The following is a 20,469-nucleotide window of genomic DNA, read 5'->3' on the forward strand; positions in this document are numbered from 1 at the left end:
TCGATTCTCCTTTTCTATGTCAATAATATATGATCGTTGTCTCTCTATTATTTAAGGTCCACTTCCTTGGTTTCATTCAGTAAGTATACCCTAAACTTAATCGCCATGCTCATCTTTTATAGAGTGAACATGCTAGGTTCCACTTAAAATCTTATCTTAAAGCCATGTTTATTCCTAGGCTCTTTATACCATACTTATTAATACAGCTTATAGACTTGGAGTATTTCCCTCTAGTCTTAGATTTACATCTTGGGGGTGTGTTCATGAAGTTCATAACCAATCGAAATCGATTTCGGATTAGACTAAGATGGTTTTTTCGTTTCAATCTCTTTTTCCTTCTATTAATAGTGATAGGTACGGCAGGACTTTGGGTTGCGGCTAAGATAGCTGGGCCACCTCCCCTTAATGTCCCTAGAGCCATCAGTTATTATGATAGTCAAGGGAATATTTTTAATAAAGCAACCGAGTCAGCTTTAAGTTCTAGCTCAGAATGGACGAAGCTTGACCACATTTCTAAACCACTGATTCAAGCCACCCTTTCCATTGAAGATAAACATTTTTATAAACATCATGGTTTTGATCTTCGTCGACTTGCAGGTGCCCTATTTGCGGATGTGAAAAGCTTTTCAAAGGCCCAAGGGGCAAGTACGATTACCATGCAATATGCAAAAAATAGTTTTCTATCTAATGACAAAACATGGAGGAGAAAATTGGCCGAGGCCTTTTATACCATGCGGCTCGAGATGAATTATTCAAAGGATCAGATTTTAGAAGGGTATTTAAATACGATCTACTACGGCCATGGTGCTTATGGTATACAAGCCGCATCAAAATATTATTTTAATAAAAATGCATCCGATCTTTCTTTAAGTGAAGCGAGTATGCTAGCGGGTATTCCAAAAGGACCGACCCTTTATGCACCAGATGTCCATTATGAACGTGCTAAAGAGCGACAAAAGATCGTTTTACAATCGATGGCGAAAAACGGAACCATATCAAAACCATTAGCCGATTCGGCGTATAATCACTCTCTTCAGCTTGTTAATGTACAACCAACGAAAGAGCGATTAGCACCCTATTTTCAACAAGCTGTACGAGATGAGTTGAAGAACAAATTACATTTAACAGAAGACCAATTGATTAATGGTGGATTAAACGTTTACACCACCTTAGATCCTAAAATTCAGAAGAAGGCAGAGTATTGGATGAAGGATACGATTGATCCAAAATCTGATATCCAATCAGCCCTTATTTCAATGAATCCGAAAACAGGTGCGGTGCTTGCTCTTATCGGCGGCCGTGATTATGATAAAAGTGCGTTTAATCGAGCTACGCAATCCAGAAGGTCTCCTGGATCATCATTCAAACCATTTTTATATTATGCAGCCCTAGAAGACGGCTTCACACCATCTACTTTATTGAAGAGTGAACCAACATCCTTTCAATATGACGATGATCGAGCCACCTATTCCCCTAATAATTTTGGAAATTACTATGCCAACAAAAAAATAACCATGGCTGAGGCTTTAGCTGTGTCAGATAACATTTATGCGGTCAAGACACATATGTCGATTGGCATGGATGAACTGGTTAAGACAGCCAAAGAGGTCGGCATTCGCAGTCCTCTTGCCCCGATCCCGTCACTTGCCCTCGGATCAAAACCCGTAAGCATGCTAGAAATTACGAGAGGATACAGTGCTATTGCAAACGGCGGGTATCGCGTGCAGCCTCACTTTGTCAAAAAAGTGACAGACAAAGATGGGAATGTTCTATATGAATGGAAACCTAAAAGTAAAAAAGTATTAAATAAAAAAGCAGCGTTCGTGTTATCGCAAATGATGACTGGTATCTTTGATAAACAGCTTAATGGTTATACGACTGTTACAGGAAGTAAGGTGGCCGGTATCCTGACGCACAAAGTGGCTGCGAAAACTGGTTCGACAGCGACAGATAGCTGGATGGTCGGCTATACACCTAAACTCGCCATGGCCGTTTGGGTCGGCTATGATCAAGGTGAAACCATTAGCGTCTATCCTGATTCCGGTTATGCCAAAAAAATATGGGCGCATAGCATGGAATCCGCTCTATTTGGCCAATCCAAAAATAGTTTCAAAGCACCTAAAGGCGTTGTCGCTGTTAATATTGATCCGAAAACTGGACTTCGTGCGACAGATACATGTCCAGGAAGAGAAACTTATTTCATAAAAGGAACGGCGCCAAAAGCTTATTGTGATGGGACCAAAGTCGTTTCGCATCCCAAACATAAAAAGAAAACCCAATCTCATGGCTTATTCGATTGGATCTTCCATCTCGGCGGAAAAAAATAATAAAAAACCTCAAATGATCGATTCACACATCATTTGAGGTTTTTCATTTGGTTATTCACCTAACTGTTTTTTCAATTCTGGATTCGCTCGTTCCCACATTTCAGCACTGTGCCCGACTAGAAAATCTTTCAACACTTTTTTCGATGCCTCATCCATATGGTCAACGAGAACTTTGCCTTTAAGTGCTTTATCCATTTTATTGACGTGGTCTGGCAAGACTTTATAGCCTCTTCGGATTTCACGGTTAATGATCATATCAGCCGCACCTGCTCCAGCGTAATACGGTCCTTCTTCGCCCACTTCCGTATTCATCCAAACGAGCCAGTAAGGTTTCCCGCCACCCTCAACAGAAGCTTTGTCTGGCGAAAAACGGATACGTCTTTCGACTTGACTTCGTGCATGCAGGGCTCCCATATCCACTTCGGCCGTTCCTTCTTCAACGTCAATAATAATTGGGGAAATGTTATCTAAATTGATGGAACCTACCCCATAACCGCCATGGCCTGAGGTTGAGTCGCCACTCACAATATTGAAACTTGATTTCTTTTTATTTTGATCTTCTTGAGTCATTGATCGTTGTCCTCCTCATACGAGTTGTTCAAAATCGGGGAATATGAACCTATTTTTTCTAATGCCTTCTTAACCCTAGTGTATCATATCAACTTTCCTTATATCCAAGCTTAACCATTGCAAAAATGCCTCATTCATATTATCTTTATCTTTATGCGTAATCGAATTAATGGAGGGTTATATGATTCTAGTCAGATGTATTAGAAATGTCTTTGAGCGGTCATTAGATCTACCAATTGAATGGACAGATCGCTGTCTTTTTAAGAAAGACTTCTTTTATATGGTTGAAGTGGATGAGGAAGGCAAATGGCTGACAAAAGACGAAGAAAACGAACTGCATATTATTGCAGACGGGCATGATACTTTAGATCTTGACGATTGGTTTCACGAACATTTTATTTTATTATAAACGATTTATTGCATGATTAAATTTTTTCATTCTCTTGCTTTAGAACTTCTTTAATCTTATTCCTTTCTGAGACTCAGTATATAAATAGTATGTATAGGCTGGTACGTGTATGACCAGCCTTATTTTTTCAAAATACGACCTCGGTTTCTCCCCTTAATTCACCATTTCGATGTCCAAGAGGCCATTCTCCTCGTTTAATCTTGTCTTTTATGTGCTGTTCGATTTGTTTATGTATCGGCTGCAATCTATTTCGATCTGGCATCCAATTCAATGGCTATTCGCCCCTTTGAATAATATGAATTTGGTTGGTCGGTTATCATCTGATTTGGTCGGTGACAAGAAGGGCGATTGATTTAAAATATAGTAAAAGAGGTTGTTCAAAAAGTCACCAAATGATAAGCTACGAATTCTCGACGCCCGCTCGTTTTTCCGGTCCTCATGTAGCGGATACTAGAGGATCTTCAACTAAAATCGCTCACGTCCTGTGAGCAACGTTGAAGCTACCACATCGTGTGGAATGCCGGTCCTCAAAACAGCGCCGCCTTGATCTTCTTGCTTCTAATTTGTCACCTTTTTGAACACGCACTAAAAGATTCTTATTATGGAAGGACGAAATCGTTCATGTTCATTTCTCTAAGTCATGGTTTTATTCTGGCCCTAGGACTTATTCTTCCTTTAGGGGCACAAAATATTTTTATTTTTAATCAAGGGGCTCTACATCAACAGTTCAAACACGTTCTACCTGCTGTTTTAACGGCTTCCATATGTGACACCCTTTTAATCAGTTTCGCTGTTTTAGGTATATCTTTACTCGTTTTATCATTACCGTGGCTTCAGTTCATGCTGTTTGGCGTCGGTTTTATCTTTCTCATTTATATTGGCTGGACGATATGGAGTACAGAAACGAAGAAGATGAAAAGGGATGAAAAACGTCTATCACCAAAAAAACAAATTCTCTTTTCATTATCGGTTTCCTTACTTAATCCTCATGCTATTTTGGACACGATTGGCGTCATTGGAACAAACAGCTTACGTTATGAAGGTATCGACAAATGGTTCTTTTCGATCGCTTGCGTTGCTGTGTCATGGCTTTGGTTTTTTAGCCTAGCCCTTTGTGGAAAACTATTAGGTCAAATGGACCCAAATGGAAAGTGGTTAACGTTCATAAACCGATTGTCTGCCCTTATTATTTGGATGGTGGCTATCTATATTGGCTTCTCTTTCATCAAAACATTAAAATAACGTATCGTAGCAACCATCAGTGGGTGGACGGAAGCCATCTAACTGATGGTTGTTTCCTAGAGTGGAAGAAATGACTTTATCTGTTAAAGTCATGGGATAATAGATTGGGATACTCTCTTTTATACCAGTCAGATTGTAATAATCCATACAAATCATGGTCAATATAATGGCCATGAAGCCACTCAGCAGAACGGATATGACCTTCATGTATAAATCCAAGCCTTCTTGCAACAGCCCTGCTGCTGTCATTTTGAGATGCCGCCCGAATTTCAATTCGATTTAATCCCAAAACATTGAAACCATAATCTATGAGTGCATGGCAACAAGTTGTCATAATGCCTTTACCTCGAGCGCTACTTACCAGCCAATACCCCATGCTTGTTGATTTATTTCTCCAATCATACTTCTGAAATTCGACCATTCCGACAAACTTATTTTTATAAAAGATGCCCATTTGCATCCCCATATTCATTTTAAACTGGTCATTCCAGATTTCAATAATTGGATAAACGTCTGATTCACTTTGAAAGTGATCAACCCAAGGAACGTACTCACGCAATTCATGTCTCTCGTTATCAATGACTGTAAATAAGGTGGATGCATCTTTCATCTCAAGCACTTTCAGGTCAATGTTCTCATTTATTTTAAACTGAACCATCCTTGTACACCCTCTTTCAAGGCTCTGTACCATATCCTATGCCAATGAAGTACGAGATTCTACACGTTAGATGTTGTGGTGATGTTCTATGCTTGGCAGAACTGAACCTCTCATGACTAAAGTCTCGGGTGTTCCGGCTATCATAAAAAATGAACTAACAGGTTCGTTAGCTCACTTTTGTGTTCATACTTTTTATAGATGCGATAAATGTAAAAGCTTCTTCGATATCGTCCAAAGAATAGTTTTGCTTTTTCTTCACCACTTGTACTTTTTCAATAATTTCCTCACGAGTGAGATCATCAAAATACAAAATCGTGGATACGAGTTCTAGGAACTTCGAATTCTGGTTATTTAACTCCTGGATAAGAGGTTCAATCGTCTCCATATGAATATCGAAGTGAGAAAGAAATTCTTTAGCCGCCTCAGTTTGGGTATATCGATATTGATAATAACCGCCTTTTGTTTCTTTTACTTCATTGATAAAACCTAGATTACACAGTTCTTCTATTCGGAGGGACAGTTCTTCAGAATACGGTCCAAAAAAATGAAAATGATATTTTTCTTGGAACGGAACATCACATTTTTTTAATATGTAGATGATTTTTTGTAATTTTTTTCGACCGACGACTTCGCCTGCTTGCTCTAGCAACGAGACAATCTTCGCATGATCCTCAAGCACTCGATCTCCCCCTTATCTTTCTTCATCTATATAGACAGTAATGATCTTAATTTCTTTTTCGCTTTGGAATGACTAGGCAGTGCCATGATGGCATCTAATGGATAATAAAGCTTATGGTCTGTTCGCTTCCTCCCTGTGATGGAATCCACAACGTCCGATTCTCTGGACAGTTCACGCAATTGATGATCTGGCATCACCAAATAAATTGGTAATTTCTCTTCTTCTTCCCCAGGACGATAAAGATCGTATGGGCAATCAGATGACGAATCGACAACGAGATAGTAATCTGGATCTAAGTCAGCTTCTAAAAAGGTGTCACGAAGTTCATCGTATAAACTCAAATCCATAGGCGTAAACTCGATGTATTTAAATAATTTACGGTTCATGAAACGGTAACAAAGATCTTTCAGAATCGGATCTTCTTCCTCCTGCCAAACTTGGAAGTAATATAAAATTAAGGCCTCATCTAGTTTGACATAATCTTCAACTGTGACTTGCCCATCAAAGAGACTGATTAACTGCGTTGGCACATATTTGAACTTAAATCCGTTGTGATAAAGTGTTTTTGCTCGATGAAGGATTTTCGTTAATATCACTTCGGCACTTCGCGTGACTGGATGAAAGTAAATTTGCCAATACATTTGATAACGGCTCATGATATAATCTTCTACGGCATGCATGCCACTATGTTTAATTACAACTTGATCTTCACGTGGACGCATGACACGCCAAAGACGTTCTAGATCAAAATGACCATAACTTACCCCCGTGTAATAGGCGTCCCGAAGTAAGTAATCCATTCGATCGGCATCAATTTGACTTGAGATCATACTGACGACCAGTTTATTCTCATACGTTTTTCCTATTACGTCAGATACCTTTTTCGGAAAATCATCACTTATTTTTCTAAGTACAGCATTTATCTCAGTAGGTCCCAAGATCATTTCCCTTGTAAAATGCTCGTGATCCGTCTGAAATACTTTTTCAAAGGAATGAGAAAAAGGTCCATGGCCAATATCGTGGAGAAGGGCTGCACATAGACAGAGGAGACGATCATTCGGATCCCATTCTGGATCTTTTTCGAATACGTTAATTAGTCGTCTCGTAATTTCATAGACTCCTAGAGAATGACCAAAACGGCTATGTTCAGCTCCATGAAAAGTTAAGAAACTTGTTCCAAGCTGCTTAATCCGCCTTAACCTTTGAAACTCACTCGTTCCAATAAGCTCCCATATTAACCGATCTCTCACGTGAATATAGCGATGAACGGGATCTTTAAATACTTTTTCTTCATTAAGTTTTGTCATACGTTGGGCCATCTTCTCTCACCCCAATTCTGTCATGTTCTTATTATAGCTTGTCCATATTGAAAATGGAATGGAGAGTTATTTTGTCGAACAAGTAAGATTAATGTTAACTCTTTCCTTATTCAAATTTGATATAATGAAGTCACCTTTTAGTTCAATACTTTAATATGTAAAGAGGAAAATCCTATGACATCACTTCTCTATCAACCTACGTGGCGTTGGATCGATCAATCAACTCTTGGTCCCACGTTTAATGGCATGCAGTCATTTGCTATGGATGATACATTGTGTCATTCTGTTGGATCAGGTGAATCTGCTCCTGTGATTCGTACTTGGGTCCATCATCAAACGGTTATTCTTGGTATTCAAGACACGCGCCTCCCTCATTTTCAAGATGGAATCGATATCATTCAACAACAGGGTTACCATTGTGTCACACGAAATTCAGGTGGTCTCGCGGTTGTTCTCGATGAAGGCGTGCTGAATATTTCTCTTATTTTTTCTGAGCAAAACCGGAGTCTATCGATTGATGAAAGTTTCGAGGCCATGGTCGAGTTAATCAAAATGTGCCTTGAACCCCACCACATTTTCTTTGAGGCAAAGGAAATCGTCGGTTCTTATTGTCCTGGCCGTTATGATTTAAGTGTAAATGGAAAAAAATTTGCGGGGATATCACAAAGACGGATTCGAAAAGGCGTCGCTGTTCAAATCTATCTTTGTCTTACAGGAAGTGGATCTAAGCGGGCAGAGCTTATAAAATCGTTCTATGAACAAGGCTTAAAAAAAGAAAAAACGAGGTTTGTTTATCCGAAGATTGAACCCGAAAAAATGGCCTCTTTAGAGGAAATTTCTAAGGCATCTTTAACTGTTCAAAGCTTGATCTTGACGCTTCTCCAAACGATCCAACAGTTCGGTGACATCTCATCTATTGCCTTATCACCCTTTGAACAAGAGTTATTCAATGGCTACTATCAAAGGATTCGAGAAAGAAACCGTCCGTTTATTAAATAAAGTACTTTTCGTGACTCAGAAAACTGAACAGACATCAACTTTGAGTGATATTATTTAAATTCCTGGTTTTCAAGCATGGTAAGTTTTGCTGACGTCGTTTGACCAACATATTTAGTGTGCTCAACGACTCTGAGAATGTCGTGACAGCACTGTTTAGCACCGAATACAAGCAAAGGTACTCCAATAAAATTAATATGTAGTCCTCTTGAGAAAAACCCACCAAAGGTCATTGTAATTGGAACCGTTGGCGATGTGTTTGAGAAAATGATTTTTTCACTTCCGTTATATTTCTCTTGCAAGAGTTCAGTTAGACTTTTAAGGATTCGTTTCATTTGCTTTGCAGCTCCTCGTCCAACGGTATAAACGGAATTTCCATCAGAATCAATCCCATGAAAAAATAGAACGCCCATATCTGTCCTCGTTAGTTTATTGAAAAATGGTGTTTCTAATATTTGTTCCTTTGTGAGCTTATCGTCTTTTGGAAGTTTGTTAAGGTGATAAGCTGCCGCTAATGCCGTTGTATGTGTTCCGCCATAATCATTATAAATATAAATCATTATTATCCACCTCAAGGATCACCTTTTCTTTTATTATGGCCCATTTAGTCCTATTTTATAAAAAAGGGTAAGAGGTTGTTCAAAAAGTCACCAAATGATAACTTGCGAATCTCGGCGCCCGCTTGTTTATTCCGGTCCTCATGTAGTAAAAACAAGAGGATCGCTGGCTAAAATCGCTCACGCCCTGCGGCTGGCGCCTGAAGCTACCACATCATGTGGAATGCCGGTCCTAAGGAAGTACGCCGCTCTTATCCTTCCGACGCCCAGGACGGGCTAGTTACTCTCGTTCTGGCAGGATGCCAGCGTACTTAGCCAGTAACCCTTTTCATTTGTCACCTTTTTGAACACGCGCTATATGGGAAAATTGGCTTATCCTTTTGTCATGATATATAATGTGTGTCATAACCCTTAACTATTTGGAGGAACTATGCTCACTTTCGAACAAAAATTAGAGATTATTGAATCTTTTCCAGAATTAGAACGTCGTGATGTTTCACTTGGACGCGTTAATTTCCAATATAATGACAGTGTGAAAGAGAAGAAAAATGTCGTTTATCATCTCCATCCTAATGGAAATGGTTATGTCTATGCGGGTGAATTAGAAGGCTATCCCACCGATGACAAAGGATTTGTCAATATTCGGGATTTCACTGAAGATGAGCTTCACTCAATTGTGGAAAAAGCTATTTTTTCCCTTTCTGAAGAAGGACAACCAAAACCAGAAGAGGAAACTTGGATTAACCGCGAAAAACAAACGCTGCAGTTGATTCACGAGGATGAGATGTGGACGATCTACGCTGGACCTAATTTAGTCGATTCTTTCGGCTCTCATGAGGAAGCCGCTCTTTACTTAAAAGACGAAGGTTTTCGTCTTCAAAGACGTTAAAGTAAACTTGTCGATTGCGGGGCCTATAAGAGGTTGTTCAAAAAGTCACCTAATGATAAGCTACGAATCTCGGCGCCCGTTTGTTTTTCCGGTCCTCATGTAGCAAAAACCTACATTCCGGTCCTCAAAACTACGCCGCCTTGATCTTCTTGCTTCTAATTTGTCACCTTTTTGAACACGCACTATAAGGCGCAGACAGAGGTCTAGTTGCCTTGATACTTTATGCCTCTTAAAGTGTAATAAAACGGATCATCCTCTACTAATTAGGATGATCCGTTTTTTCGTTATGACGTTAATTTCTTATTCGTGTTCAATTTCTTATTGCAAGGTCGTTCTTTCCCTACGGTCGCAATAACAATTCCTAATAGAATAAAACAGCCACCGATATAAAAAGAAAAGGACAACGTCTCCTTTAACCATAACCAGCCAAGGACGGCCCCAACAATCGGTTGGAGAAAAAGAAATAATGAACCAACCCCTGCATCCATAAGTTCTAGCCCTTTATTCCATAGAAAGAAAGCTCCTGCAGTTGATACAGTTCCTAAATACAAAATACCTAAAATAATAGGTGTTTGACCAATTGTCATAGGCTCATTCATTTGTTCTACGATCATAAATGGCGTTGAAAACAAGAGGGCAAAAAACATTGAATACGTCGTTATCATGAGTGATGAGAATCTTCTAGATGCTTTTTTGACATAGACGGACAAGAGTGCCCAAGTCACGGCAGCCCCCACTAAAATGAAATTTCCTAAAGAGTAAGTCCCGACTCTTGGTGAACCTCCAATGCAAATCACCACACCGATCGTTGCCACGATAAGAGAAAGGAGCTTGCGAGCGGTTATCCTCTCTTTTAAGACAAACCAAGCAAAGAAGACAATAAAAGCTGGTGTGGATGATGTAATCAAAGCCCCTGTATGAGCATCTGATAACTTTGTTCCAATAAATTGGAAGGCTATGGAGATAAAATAGCCGATAAAACCGATCCACATAAATAATAACCCGTCTCTTTTGGAAAGCTGCTTCCTCTTTTTTTCTTTATGGCTAGCCATCATAACGGCGAATAGTAAGAGACAAGCGATCACATAACGAAACCAAAGTAATGTGATAGGTGGAACATACATTAAAATATATTTACTAACGACATACATACTTCCCCAAATGCTTGCAGCTAATGTTAAGCAGCATGCTCCTGCGATTGATTTTTTCATAATATCCAACCCTTTCTACATGGGAGTTTAATTAATCCCGCTAAGAAAGGCATGACTAAAAGCACATCATCCCTGTTCTTAGGAATAAAGGGCTGGTTGATCATTTTCAAAAAGATCAAAGTAAGGTCTTCTCATTGCCTACACCACCTTAAATCATCATCATATATATAAATTCGAAGAATAATGAAGTATTCCTGCTAATTTTTTTTAGATGAATCCATGACAGATTGCATGGCTGTAATGATCGCCAGTTTGTAGACATCTTCGGTATTGCATCCTCTTGATAAGTCGTTCACAGGTTGATTTAGACCTTGCAAGATAGGTCCTATGGCTTCATATTCACCAAGTCGTTGGGCAATCTTATAGCCTATATTCCCGGCTTCGAGACTCGGAAAGACAAAAACATTGGCCTTTCCTTTAAGCGGTGAGTCAGGAGCCTTTGTTTGAGCCACCTCTGGTACATAAGCCGCATCAAATTGAAATTCTCCATCGATGAATAAATCAGGACGTTTCTCTTTAACTAATTGGGTCGCTTCAATCACTTTATCTGTTTCAGGAGCCTTTGCTGACCCTTTTGTTGAAAAGCTGAGCATGGCAATCTTTGGATCCATACCAAATGCCTTTGCTGTATTAGCACTCTCTATGGCAATATCAGCTAATACTTCACTATCAGGGGCTATATTAATCGCACAATCCGCAAATAACAATTGCTCCTCTCCTTTTAGCATGATAAAAGAACCAGATGTTCGTTTCACTCCTGGTTTTGTTTTAATAATTTGCAAAGCGGGCCTGACCGTATCTGCCGTCGAATGGGTTGCCCCACTGACAAGTCCTGCCGCTTGATTTGTATACACTAGCATCGTTCCATAGTAATTTTCATCTTGAAGCCATTTTGCGGCTTCTTCTTTTGTTAACTTTCCTTTTCTACGATCAGCTAGTTTATCAGCTAAACGATCCAAATTAGGATCCTCTTCCGGGTGCTTAATGGAAAGCCTATCTTTCTTTTCAAGTTCTTGTATGTATGCTGGACATTCATCCCGCTTCGCGATTAAAATCGGAAAAATGATCTCTTCTTCTGCAAGCCTTTGAACCGCTTCACAGATACGACCGTCATGACCTTCAGGAAAAATCAGTTTAGGTTGTTCTTTTTTAACTTGGGCCTTCATTTGATCAAAAAGTGTGGTCATCATGGATCTCCTCCATTCAAAATATATTGCCTTTGTATCTTCCATTTCGAATTATAGAGTAGTTAAACCCCATAAAGTAAAGTAAGCTTATTTTAGGACAACTGTCTCGAATAGCTCACCATCAGTCTAAAACACCGTTGATGGTAGTTACGCCGATCCTCTACTCTTATTATATTGATTATAATGGAAAAGAACTCCCTTTGGAATTGTGACAATTTAGTGAACTCAAAACCGTCCGTTTCGCATCTATAATTATGATTATGATATAGTTAAGAATGTCAATAATAACAAGATAACATGTTATCTTATCAAATAAAATTGGACAAGCATTGATTTGACTATTTAGTCCGTACAGGAGTGATATAAAAATGAGTGAAGCAGCTCAAACTTTAGATGGTTGGTATTGTTTACATGATTTCAGATTTATTGATTGGAAAGCATGGAAAAGTCTATCCAGTGATGAACGTGAATCAACGCTTCAAGAATTTTATGCTTTTCTAAATGAATGGGATCTTATTCAGAAAGAAAAGAAAGGAAGCTATGCATTCTATTCCATTATTGGTCAAAAAGCTGATTTTGTCTTTATGTGGCTTAGACCAACATTAGCTGATTTGAATGCCCTTGAAACAGCCTTTAATAAAACAAAATTGGCTGAAGTGACCATTCCTGCCCATTCCTATGTTTCAGTGGTTGAATTAAGTAATTATTTAGGGCAAAGCGATGAGGATCCGATGGAAAATCCACGTATTAAATCTCGCCTGTTCCCTATTTTGCCAAGAACACAGTATCTTTGTTTCTATCCGATGGACAAGCGCCGGGATGGAGAAGACAATTGGTATATGCTTCCGATGTCAGAAAGACGTGAGCTAATGAAAAGCCACGGTTTAATTGGCCGCTCTTATGCTGGGAAAATCAAACAAATCATTACGGGCTCTATTGGTTTTGATGATTGGGAATGGGGCGTCACCTTATTTGGCGATGATGCGCTTCAATTCAAAAAACTCGTCTATGAAATGAGATTTGACGAAGTCAGTGCCCGTTACGGCGAATTTGGTTCATTCTTTGTAGGGGCCTTGCTATCTAAGGAACGCTTTAGCCAAATGATGGCTTTGTAATTTGATCTTTAGAATAACCGGGTCAACAAGATTCAGACTGTAGACAAACTCGAAGAATTTCGAGGTTGCTACAGTCTTTTTTATTTTAAAGTATGGTAAGATTTCCGCTGCGGATGGACTCATTCCGCGGGCGGGGCCGAGCCGCTTTTCCCGCAGGAGCTTACGATGAAGAGGAAAGCAAGCGTCTGGAGCGGAAATCAACCTTTTCTCCTACAATTCGTATACAAAAATTGTAAAAAGACACTGAAGAGCATGCTCTCGATACCTTTTGTCGACAATCTGAAACCGAGTCAATAAGGCTCGGTTTTTCTAATGCTTCTATCATTATTCAAAGACTACTGCCTCAATTTTTGATAAAACGAAAAGGTTTGCTTTATCTTACTGATTTTACTTTTAAAACATTGACTTGATTATTCAATGAATCTATTCCTTTAGAGATATCTTCAATACTTTCGATGATGTGTGACACATGTTGTGTTTGAGTAGCCGCACTTTGCTTTAAGCCTTTTACCATATCGGACGTCTGTTTTGAAATCTCGAACGTTTTCTTCGCATCATAAACGATGTTCGACAGAAACCCATGTTGAATATCAGCATTCTGTAGAATGTTTTCAATGCTCTCTCTAACTTGATAGACTGAATGTTTCATCGTTTTAATTTGTTCGTTCGTCTGATTTGCTCTCTTAATTTCTTCTTTACCCATTTGTAATTGTTCATGTTGGTTTGCTAGGGCTTGATCAAAGGTCACTTGGATATTTTTTATTCTTTTGTGAATTTGATTTGCTGCATCTGTACTTTGATTCGCAAGGTTTTGAACTTCGTCTGCTACTACAATAAATCCTTTTCCCGCATCTCCAGCTCTTGCGGCCTCGATGTTTGCATTAATCGCTAGAATATGTGTTTTTTCCGCAAATTCACTAACCGTCTCAACAATACTGTTAATTTCTTTCATATGGACCTGTAATTGATTGGATACCGTCATCATATGTTCATTCGTACGTCCCATTTTATAAACACCTTCAATAAGGTCATTCACCGATTGGGCGCTTTGTTCCAAGTCATTAACCGTTGTTATAGCGAACTGTGAAGAGACAGTCGCTTGTTTCTTTATGGATTCTGAAATATCAAGCCCTTTTTCTATCCGGTCTAATACATCTAATGACATCTCCGTTTCAGAGTGTGCACCTGTTGAAATCGATGTAATTGTCTCCTCGACTTTTGTTACTTGACGGTTCACTTCATCCGATGCTTGATGAAGGTGTTTAATTCGCTTAGTTGTGACTTCCGTATGATTTTGAATGGTGTAAACGGTTTCATTTAAACGTTCAACCATAACCTTTAAACAGTTGCTTAATTCTTCTAACTCATCATGAGTATGTATGTCTGGCATATTCACATCTAAACGACCACCGGCAACTTGACGCACTGATTTTTCAATATCACGCAAAGCTTTTGTTATATAATTTGCTGCAAAAAAGCCTAAAATACCTGACCATAAGATTCCTAGACAAATCGTTAGGATATTGAACCACCTTTCAGGTATCCATGAATCTACAAGATGTGATAGATAAAAAATAAAAAAACTACTGATTCCATACGTAATGATGGCGACAAGCGTCATACCAAAAACAAGCTTTTTCGTTAGCCCTACAAAATGATTCATATACTATCCCTTCAATCTTTTAGAATTTCCGAGTTGCTTAGTGATTGGGAATTTTCAAATTTAACCAATGTCACAACTATTATACTATAAACATGATAAACACTAAATACTTTTGATTGGTAAGCCTATAAGGCGCAGACAGAGGCCTAGAATGTGTCCCTACGACTTCGCCTTCTTGGCAATTCGATGCTTAATCGAAGAAGATTAAGCTAGTTGTACTTATACTTTTTTAAAGTGTGAGAAAAACCGCACCCAGGTCTTTTGTCCCTCTATAAGCCGTCAGCCCCACATATTTAATTAGCCATTGCCTGACTGCCTAAGCGGGTTAAAACCTATTTCGTTATTAAATTTACAAGCACCTTATGACAATATCTTTATATAATGAAATGAAAATAGAGTTATGACATATTTTATTTGTCATGAATTTATCGACCTCTTCATAAATTAGGTGTTAGAGTGCGGTCCATAACTGGGGGTGAACGAATGGCAGTTATTCAACATACTGAAAACGATGTTTCCTTATTAGCAAGGCTCATGCGGGCGGAAGCTGAAGGTGATGGATTACTGGGCATGTCAATGGTTGGAAATGTTGGTGTTAACCGTGTACTAGGTAATTGTTTGGATTTCAGAAATGTTCGAAACATAAGGCAAATGGTCTTCCAAAGCCCTGGTGGATTTGAAGCAACACAAAAAGGATACTTCTATCAAGCCGCTAGGGAACAAGATAAACGTTTGGCAAGAAGAGTCTTAAATGGTGCTAGATTTCATCCTGCTTCAAATTCATTGTGGTTTTTTCAACCACCTGCTTCATGTCCAGCTCAGTGGTACAATCAATGGAACTCGGGTAGATTTAAAGCCCATTGTTTCTATCAACCATCCGCGGCTGATTGTCCTAGAGTATTTTAAATAGACTAGTTGAGTCAGTGCAGTGAAAACATTTTACTAGCTTATAAAAACGTACTGTTAATAATTAGTAGAATAGAGCACTTGATTTAGACAATCTTACTCATTTTACATTTTATCACTGGTACATCAACCTAATAGAGGTTGTTCAAAAAGTCACCAAATGATAAGCTACGAATCTCGGCGTTGGCTTGTTTTTCCGGTCCTCATGTAGTAAAAACCTACATTCCGGTCCTCAAAACGGCGCCGCCTTGATCTTCTTGCTTCTAATTTGTCACCTTTTTGAACACGCACTAATAAAAGGAGTGAAATGATATGAGTTATTATTCATCTTTTCCAGAAGATCAGCAACGTCAGACATCGGGTATACCGCAACAAGGTATGCAGCAGGGTATGCAACAGGGTATGCAACAAGGCGTGCAGCCACAAATAACTGGATCTCCGACAACCATTTTCCCAGGACAATCAAGTATCATGCCTCCAGCACAGCAACAACCAGCTTTTCCGTTTCCATCCTTTACGACAACGCCGCCAACATCCCCTCAATTACCGTTATTTGAACAATCGTATATTGAAAATATTCTTCGACTAAATTTAGATAAGCCTGTTACTGTCTATGCTACATTTGAAAATAATACTCAATGGAATGCAAAAATTTTCAGAGGAGAACTTGAAGCCGCTGGACGTGACCATGTTATCGTGAGTGAATCGCCAACTGGCACTCGCTATATCATTCCTATGGTATTTGTGAATTACATTACATTTGAAGGACCTATTAGTTACTCCTATCCGTTCGCTCCTCAGCAGACAACAAGAGAATAGCCTTCAGAAAAATTCTGAAGGCTTTTTTTTAACACTTTTAGAAGAGCTTCTTATGCACGTAAAAAAGCAAGGATAACAAGGAACCAGCTAATTAAAAATAAGACGCCACCGATTGGTGTAATCGCCCCGAGAATACCGATCCCCGTCGTACTCAGTAGGTATAAACTTCCTGAAAACACGACAATGCCTAAAGCCATTAATATGCCCGCCCAATGAAGGGACTGAGATGGACCAGAAATGACTTTACTTGCTAAAATTCCTATAAGAATAAGACCAAGGGCATGCATCATTTGATATTGCACACCCGTTTGGAAAATTGATAGAGCATGTTCAGATAGTTTTTCTTTTAATATATGAGCCCCAAATGCCCCAAATGCTACTGATAAAAATGAAAAAATTGCGCCCAATATAATAAACCATTTACCCAACCGAACCACCATCCTTTTGGTTCTCTTGATGCATTGTCAGTTTTTTTAGTAATCTTGAATAAACGGCTTGCAGCCATCTTTTATTCATACCAAAATCTGCAATTCCAATTCGTGAAATCGATCGGAATTGAAGATTTTTTTTATCTTCATCAAAATAAAATTCCGCATCATGAGGAAGATTTAGAATGGGTGTTTTATATTCAACGTGTACGTAATGATCATCATTGACTTTTATTGCTGTCTTAGGAATGGTCGATAAAACTTCTTGTAAATAGCTCTTTGCCGTATCCATTGACACTCCCTTGTAAGATAACGGCACCATTCGCCGGTTTGGGTCATTATGTTCCGTTGATACTCCATTAGGCCATTTCGAGCATGGTAAAAGTTGTCCATTCCTTACTCCTAAATCAACGTGTGCGTTTTCTGTCATCTTATCATCTCCGCTTTTGGTATAAACCTGTTTATTCATTATCTACTCATCGTTTGATGTTTATTTAAGTGTTGTTTTTTATTTTTCTTCTTATTGTTATTGATAAGATAGCCAGCGAAGACAACTAAAAGGGCAAACAAAACAGCTATCCCTTTATTTATTAAGTCTGTTTGGAACCATTGATCAATTAATTGGTCTTTAAAGATCATTTCACCAGCAGTATAGCCTAATATAGCCGCACCAATGGTCACAATGATAGAGAACCTTTCCATTAACTTCATTAATAACTGACTTCCCCAAATAATAAGAGGCATACTTATCGCTAAACCAATAATGATGAGAAAGACATTACCATGTGCAGCTCCAGCGATGGCCACAACATTATCTAGGCTCATGACAAAATCAGCAATAATAATGGTGCGGACAGCACCAAATAAGGTTGAACTACTTTTTAAGTCTGGATCTTCATTACTCGTTAATAAATGAATCGCAATATAGAGTAATAGAATGCCTCCAATCATATTTAACAATGGGAGTTCAAGAAGCCAGAAAGCGATAAACGTGAGAATAATTCTTAGCAGTATCGCTCCGCCACTTCCTAATAATATGGCCGGCCGCTGCTTTTCTTTAGGTAAGTTTCGACAAGCAAGGGCGATAACAACGGCATTATCTCCGCTTAGCACTATATCAATAATAATAATACTTAATAATCCAATTAAAAAAGTCATTATATTTTACATCTCCAGTATATCTTCATAAGGTCATATATAAAGTATACCTTCATTTACCCTTCTACTCAATGGTTATGCGTGGGTGGATATGAAGATTTATCCTACACCAACACCATCTTTTAAGGATAAGGGGGTTCAAAGAAGATCAAACCCACTCAACTTAAAAAATTAGGTATAATTAAAGTTACAGTCAGAGACCGCAGCTTTATTACATCGCTTGAGGTCTGCTATTAGACAGATCATGAGAGAAAAAGGTGACCATATGGATTTCCAAATCGATTTTTTATCGTTTTTTGTGATACAAGTCAACGGTAAAGAAGATCAACTTAATAAAAGCTTTAAACACTTTCAAACTCTGGATCGAGATGACTATGAAACAAGTCGTCTTAAAGACTTTTTAGATGGTATACTTGCAAAAATTGTGAAACGAAAAGTGGACAAGCATCCAAAATCAGATCAAGTGTCAACTAAGCTCGGTTATTTTATTGTAGAGCCGGGTCATGAGCTAACCTCAAACCCAAACTATAATTTATTTCATCGAACACTCATAGCGAACACGAAAGAAGAGTTTAAAACCCAGAGCGAGGACCTTATACGACTTTATTTGGATACCAGTGCCGTTCGAGGCGGTGCCTTCCTAGTAGCAACAGCCGTTCCAAGAAAATATTTTGATGACCGGTTTCTCTTTATTATGAAATGCGATTTTGAACCCAAAGTCGCTTCCATAACAGACGAAGCCTCGCTTATTCATAAAGTTGAAATGGCGATTACAACAAAGAATATGAAATCGATCCAATATCCCTACATGCCTGAGGAGAGCATGATTGAGGAAACTGAAATTAAGATCCATCAAGCTTCCCATGCTCGTTATTTCGAAGACTTTTTAAAATTCGTGGATTATGAAGAATCCATGCCAATGATCATGAAGGAACAAGTCAAAACAATGGTACAGGAGCATTTCCATGAGGAACTGCCCGAGGAAAGCCCAGAGCGTCAAGCATTTGAAGAAGCGATGGAAATATGGGAATCAAGTGAAAAACGTGATATTCAAGAAAGGCTCACAACGGAACAAGTTGTTGAAGCCACTGCTCAAATCGTTGAACATACACCTGATGCTGAATTACAAATGAAAGTTGGAAATACAACCGTCAAAGGCCTGCTCGCTGATTTTGGCGAAAACCTGCATCTTGCGAAAGTGAATGGACGGTATGTCCTCGTTGTAGAAGCAGAATCCATCCAGTTTGAAAAAGGATTTTCACCTATAGAATTTCATAAGCCAGATGATTTGCATCGCTTAGTTGAGAGGATTGGGAAGAAAGGTTTCTGACAGTTAACTTATAGAGATTCGTTATCCCACACTCCTCTTTCATCTTAAAAAATACTTAAAAAAAAGAAAACGCATTATTGTCAGTGGAGTGGTACGTGGCTTTAAAGAATTAATTCTAAAAAAATTCCCAAAAGTTAGAGTTTCACTCTCATTTTCGGGGTCCAGTACAAAAGAAGGGATTTATTTGTCATCATCCTGTGTATCTTTATTATTTTCAACAACATACTTAAGAATCGATAACTTGTTCGTCCAGAATTGTTCATAATACGCGAGCCATTCCTTTAATTCTGTTAATGGTTCTGGATGAAGGCGGTAGCGTTTTTCCCTCCCGACCTTTCGTCCACTGACAAGATTTGCTTCAGATAAAATAACAAGATGCTTGGCAATGGCCGTACGAGTCATTGGGAAATGGGCCGTTATTTCTGATATCGGCAATTCTTTTTTAGAAAGTAATTTTAATACGTCTCTCCGTGTGGGATCAGCAATTGCTTGAAAGACATCATGCTTTTTTGCTGATTGCGCCATTACTTTTCAACAACCTTTCGAAGGCTTTCAACCATTTTCGCCCAGCCGTGATTCATTCTGTCACGAATAACGGAGCTTTTCTCGTTCGCTTTCGGCAGAATGTCATTAGGATGCTTCCATCCTCCGTGGATAAGGGTGAATTCTGTCTTTCCATCCAATTCCTTTAACAAAAAAGATACAACCCACCCGTCAAGATCCCAGGTAAATGACAGTTTGTTGGGAGGATCAAATTCTAAGACTTTACACGGCGAAGGTCCAAACGGTGTTTGTAAATGAAATTCATATCCGATCTCCGGCTGAAAATCATTCGGCATGAACCATGTTTCAATACCTTCTGAAGTAGCAGCGTAGTCCCAAACTTTTTGGATCGGTGCATCGATTAGAACGGTTTGTTTGATATCTGGAATCTGTGCTTGATGATTCTTATCCAAAATTATCTCTCCTTTTATATGAAATGTAAAACCTTTTGGTTGTGCTTTAG

At 38.8% G+C, this 20,469-nt stretch carries 23 protein-coding genes; 9 read left to right on the forward strand and 14 right to left on the reverse strand.

Annotated elements, in window-relative coordinates:
• Positions 1 to 263 precede the first annotated feature (263 nt).
• Positions 264 to 2,327 (forward strand): transglycosylase domain-containing protein, encoded by a 2,064-nt coding sequence (locus tag FG390_RS03800; RefSeq protein ID WP_141189710.1) that lies wholly within the window; start codon positions 264 to 266, stop codon positions 2,325 to 2,327.
• A gap of 51 nt (positions 2,328 to 2,378) precedes the next feature.
• Here the strand turns inward: FG390_RS03800 and FG390_RS03805 are convergent, their stop codons facing one another.
• Complete coding sequence (locus FG390_RS03805) at positions 2,379 to 2,897, reverse strand: YwhD family protein (protein ID WP_141189711.1); 519 nt, start codon at positions 2,895 to 2,897, stop codon at positions 2,379 to 2,381.
• A 181-nt stretch (positions 2,898 to 3,078) separates the two neighbouring features.
• Between FG390_RS03805 and FG390_RS03810 the strand changes: the two genes are divergently transcribed.
• Complete coding sequence (locus tag FG390_RS03810) at positions 3,079 to 3,306, forward strand: hypothetical protein (RefSeq protein ID WP_141189712.1); 228 nt, start codon at positions 3,079 to 3,081, stop codon at positions 3,304 to 3,306.
• A gap of 127 nt (positions 3,307 to 3,433) precedes the next feature.
• On the opposite strand, the gene FG390_RS15715 is transcribed toward FG390_RS03810, so the two are convergent.
• On the reverse strand, positions 3,434 to 3,577 hold the full coding sequence (locus FG390_RS15715) for a hypothetical protein (RefSeq protein ID WP_181406363.1): 144 nt from the start codon (positions 3,575 to 3,577) through the stop codon (positions 3,434 to 3,436).
• Positions 3,578 to 3,927: 350 nt separating this feature from the next.
• Here FG390_RS15715 and FG390_RS03815 point away from each other — a divergent pair, with 350 nt between their 5' ends.
• Entirely contained in the window at positions 3,928 to 4,548 is a 621-nt protein-coding gene (locus tag FG390_RS03815; protein WP_141189713.1) for a LysE/ArgO family amino acid transporter, read from the forward strand.
• 76 nt (positions 4,549 to 4,624) lie between these two features.
• Here the strand turns inward: FG390_RS03815 and FG390_RS03820 are convergent, their stop codons facing one another.
• The 3 genes from FG390_RS03820 to FG390_RS03830 all read right to left on the reverse strand — a co-directional run bounded on the left by FG390_RS03820 (position 4,625) and on the right by FG390_RS03830 (position 7,204).
• Positions 4,625 to 5,206 carry a GNAT family N-acetyltransferase gene (locus tag FG390_RS03820; protein WP_181406364.1) on the reverse strand — a complete coding sequence of 194 codons (582 nt, stop codon included), beginning with the start codon at positions 5,204 to 5,206 and terminating at the stop codon, positions 4,625 to 4,627.
• Between the two features lie 166 nt (positions 5,207 to 5,372).
• Positions 5,373 to 5,885, reverse strand: a complete 513-nt coding sequence (locus tag FG390_RS03825) for a YwgA family protein (protein ID WP_141189715.1) — start codon at positions 5,883 to 5,885, stop codon at positions 5,373 to 5,375.
• A 26-nt stretch (positions 5,886 to 5,911) separates the two neighbouring features.
• Positions 5,912 to 7,204 carry an HD domain-containing protein gene (locus FG390_RS03830; RefSeq protein ID WP_141189716.1) on the reverse strand — a complete coding sequence of 431 codons (1,293 nt, stop codon included), beginning with the start codon at positions 7,202 to 7,204 and terminating at the stop codon, positions 5,912 to 5,914.
• 174 nt (positions 7,205 to 7,378) lie between these two features.
• Here FG390_RS03830 and lipL point away from each other — a divergent pair, with 174 nt between their 5' ends.
• Positions 7,379 to 8,203: an octanoyl-[GcvH]:protein N-octanoyltransferase gene (gene lipL, locus FG390_RS03835; RefSeq protein ID WP_141189717.1), complete on the forward strand. Its 825-nt coding sequence runs from the start codon at positions 7,379 to 7,381 to the stop codon at positions 8,201 to 8,203.
• Between the two features lie 50 nt (positions 8,204 to 8,253).
• On the opposite strand, the gene FG390_RS03840 is transcribed toward lipL, so the two are convergent.
• Entirely contained in the window at positions 8,254 to 8,760 is a 507-nt protein-coding gene (locus FG390_RS03840) for a DUF3189 family protein (RefSeq protein WP_141189718.1), read from the reverse strand.
• Positions 8,761 to 9,187: 427 nt separating this feature from the next.
• Here FG390_RS03840 and FG390_RS03845 point away from each other — a divergent pair, with 427 nt between their 5' ends.
• Positions 9,188 to 9,646, forward strand: coding sequence for a hypothetical protein (locus tag FG390_RS03845; protein WP_141189719.1), 459 nt, complete (start codon positions 9,188 to 9,190; stop codon positions 9,644 to 9,646).
• 284 nt (positions 9,647 to 9,930) lie between these two features.
• Here FG390_RS03845 and FG390_RS03850 read toward each other — a convergent pair whose 3' ends face one another.
• Both FG390_RS03850 and pta read right to left on the reverse strand, forming a co-directional pair.
• On the reverse strand, positions 9,931 to 10,857 hold the full coding sequence (locus tag FG390_RS03850) for a DMT family transporter (RefSeq protein WP_141189720.1): 927 nt from the start codon (positions 10,855 to 10,857) through the stop codon (positions 9,931 to 9,933).
• A gap of 197 nt (positions 10,858 to 11,054) precedes the next feature.
• The gene (gene pta / locus FG390_RS03855; protein ID WP_181406377.1) at positions 11,055 to 12,044 is read right to left on the reverse strand and encodes a phosphate acetyltransferase; all 990 of its coding nucleotides are present in this window, start codon (positions 12,042 to 12,044) and stop codon (positions 11,055 to 11,057) included.
• A gap of 368 nt (positions 12,045 to 12,412) precedes the next feature.
• Here pta and hemQ point away from each other — a divergent pair, with 368 nt between their 5' ends.
• A complete protein-coding gene (hemQ, locus tag FG390_RS03860) occupies positions 12,413 to 13,159 on the forward strand; it encodes a hydrogen peroxide-dependent heme synthase (protein WP_141189722.1) in 747 nt (248 codons plus the stop codon).
• A gap of 373 nt (positions 13,160 to 13,532) precedes the next feature.
• On the opposite strand, the gene FG390_RS03865 is transcribed toward hemQ, so the two are convergent.
• Positions 13,533 to 14,822: a methyl-accepting chemotaxis protein gene (locus FG390_RS03865; protein ID WP_141189723.1), complete on the reverse strand. Its 1,290-nt coding sequence runs from the start codon at positions 14,820 to 14,822 to the stop codon at positions 13,533 to 13,535.
• 483 nt (positions 14,823 to 15,305) lie between these two features.
• Here FG390_RS03865 and FG390_RS03870 point away from each other — a divergent pair, with 483 nt between their 5' ends.
• Both FG390_RS03870 and gerQ read left to right on the forward strand, forming a co-directional pair.
• Entirely contained in the window at positions 15,306 to 15,728 is a 423-nt protein-coding gene (locus FG390_RS03870; RefSeq protein WP_141189724.1) for a cell wall hydrolase, read from the forward strand.
• Between the two features lie 312 nt (positions 15,729 to 16,040).
• Positions 16,041 to 16,547: a spore coat protein GerQ gene (gerQ, locus tag FG390_RS03875; RefSeq protein ID WP_181406365.1), complete on the forward strand. Its 507-nt coding sequence runs from the start codon at positions 16,041 to 16,043 to the stop codon at positions 16,545 to 16,547.
• 50 nt (positions 16,548 to 16,597) lie between these two features.
• Here gerQ and FG390_RS03880 read toward each other — a convergent pair whose 3' ends face one another.
• The 3 genes from FG390_RS03880 to FG390_RS03890 are packed head-to-tail and all read right to left on the reverse strand — an operon-like array spanning position 16,598 to position 18,133.
• Positions 16,598 to 16,975 carry a DUF423 domain-containing protein gene (locus FG390_RS03880; protein ID WP_246092676.1) on the reverse strand — a complete coding sequence of 126 codons (378 nt, stop codon included), beginning with the start codon at positions 16,973 to 16,975 and terminating at the stop codon, positions 16,598 to 16,600.
• Positions 16,968 to 17,405: a DUF1499 domain-containing protein gene (locus FG390_RS03885; protein ID WP_181406366.1), complete on the reverse strand. Its 438-nt coding sequence runs from the start codon at positions 17,403 to 17,405 to the stop codon at positions 16,968 to 16,970. Before FG390_RS03885 ends, FG390_RS03880 begins: the two co-directional genes overlap by 8 nt.
• Positions 17,406 to 17,443: 38 nt before the next feature.
• On the reverse strand, positions 17,444 to 18,133 hold the full coding sequence (locus tag FG390_RS03890) for a TerC family protein (RefSeq protein WP_141189727.1): 690 nt from the start codon (positions 18,131 to 18,133) through the stop codon (positions 17,444 to 17,446).
• Positions 18,134 to 18,398: 265 nt separating this feature from the next.
• Between FG390_RS03890 and FG390_RS03895 the strand changes: the two genes are divergently transcribed.
• Complete coding sequence (locus FG390_RS03895; protein ID WP_141189728.1) at positions 18,399 to 19,463, forward strand: DUF3900 domain-containing protein; 1,065 nt, start codon at positions 18,399 to 18,401, stop codon at positions 19,461 to 19,463.
• Positions 19,464 to 19,643: 180 nt separating this feature from the next.
• Here the strand turns inward: FG390_RS03895 and FG390_RS03900 are convergent, their stop codons facing one another.
• Positions 19,644 to 19,988: an ArsR/SmtB family transcription factor gene (locus tag FG390_RS03900; RefSeq protein ID WP_141189729.1), complete on the reverse strand. Its 345-nt coding sequence runs from the start codon at positions 19,986 to 19,988 to the stop codon at positions 19,644 to 19,646.
• Entirely contained in the window at positions 19,988 to 20,419 is a 432-nt protein-coding gene (locus tag FG390_RS03905; protein WP_141189730.1) for an SRPBCC family protein, read from the reverse strand. Before FG390_RS03905 ends, FG390_RS03900 begins: the two co-directional genes overlap by 1 nt.
• Positions 20,420 to 20,469 lie beyond the last annotated feature (50 nt).

Source organism: Terrilactibacillus laevilacticus, assembly GCF_006517395.1.
GTDB lineage: Bacteria > Bacillota > Bacilli > Bacillales > Sporolactobacillaceae > Terrilactibacillus > Terrilactibacillus laevilacticus.

Bases quoted from the DNA above. Each gene is read 5' to 3' on its own strand.
- FG390_RS03800 (WP_141189710.1), top strand. From the start codon at position 264: ATGAAGTTCATAACCAATCGAAATCGATTTCGGATTAGACTAAGATGG.
- FG390_RS03805 (WP_141189711.1), bottom strand. From the start codon at position 2,897: ATGACTCAAGAAGATCAAAATAAAAAGAAATCAAGTTTCAATATTGTG.
- FG390_RS03810 (WP_141189712.1), top strand. From the start codon at position 3,079: ATGATTCTAGTCAGATGTATTAGAAATGTCTTTGAGCGGTCATTAGAT.
- FG390_RS03815 (WP_141189713.1), top strand. From the start codon at position 3,928: ATGTTCATTTCTCTAAGTCATGGTTTTATTCTGGCCCTAGGACTTATT.
- FG390_RS03820 (WP_181406364.1), bottom strand. From the start codon at position 5,206: ATGGTTCAGTTTAAAATAAATGAGAACATTGACCTGAAAGTGCTTGAG.
- FG390_RS03830 (WP_141189716.1), bottom strand. From the start codon at position 7,204: ATGGCCCAACGTATGACAAAACTTAATGAAGAAAAAGTATTTAAAGAT.
- lipL (WP_141189717.1), top strand. From the start codon at position 7,379: ATGACATCACTTCTCTATCAACCTACGTGGCGTTGGATCGATCAATCA.
- FG390_RS03840 (WP_141189718.1), bottom strand. From the start codon at position 8,760: ATGATTTATATTTATAATGATTATGGCGGAACACATACAACGGCATTA.
- FG390_RS03845 (WP_141189719.1), top strand. From the start codon at position 9,188: ATGCTCACTTTCGAACAAAAATTAGAGATTATTGAATCTTTTCCAGAA.
- FG390_RS03850 (WP_141189720.1), bottom strand. From the start codon at position 10,857: ATGAAAAAATCAATCGCAGGAGCATGCTGCTTAACATTAGCTGCAAGC.
- pta (WP_181406377.1), bottom strand. From the start codon at position 12,044: ATGACCACACTTTTTGATCAAATGAAGGCCCAAGTTAAAAAAGAACAA.
- hemQ (WP_141189722.1), top strand. From the start codon at position 12,413: ATGAGTGAAGCAGCTCAAACTTTAGATGGTTGGTATTGTTTACATGAT.
- FG390_RS03865 (WP_141189723.1), bottom strand. From the start codon at position 14,822: ATGAATCATTTTGTAGGGCTAACGAAAAAGCTTGTTTTTGGTATGACG.
- FG390_RS03870 (WP_141189724.1), top strand. From the start codon at position 15,306: ATGGCAGTTATTCAACATACTGAAAACGATGTTTCCTTATTAGCAAGG.
- gerQ (WP_181406365.1), top strand. From the start codon at position 16,041: ATGAGTTATTATTCATCTTTTCCAGAAGATCAGCAACGTCAGACATCG.
- FG390_RS03885 (WP_181406366.1), bottom strand. From the start codon at position 17,405: ATGACAGAAAACGCACACGTTGATTTAGGAGTAAGGAATGGACAACTT.
- FG390_RS03890 (WP_141189727.1), bottom strand. From the start codon at position 18,133: ATGACTTTTTTAATTGGATTATTAAGTATTATTATTATTGATATAGTG.
- FG390_RS03895 (WP_141189728.1), top strand. From the start codon at position 18,399: ATGGATTTCCAAATCGATTTTTTATCGTTTTTTGTGATACAAGTCAAC.
- FG390_RS03900 (WP_141189729.1), bottom strand. From the start codon at position 19,988: ATGGCGCAATCAGCAAAAAAGCATGATGTCTTTCAAGCAATTGCTGAT.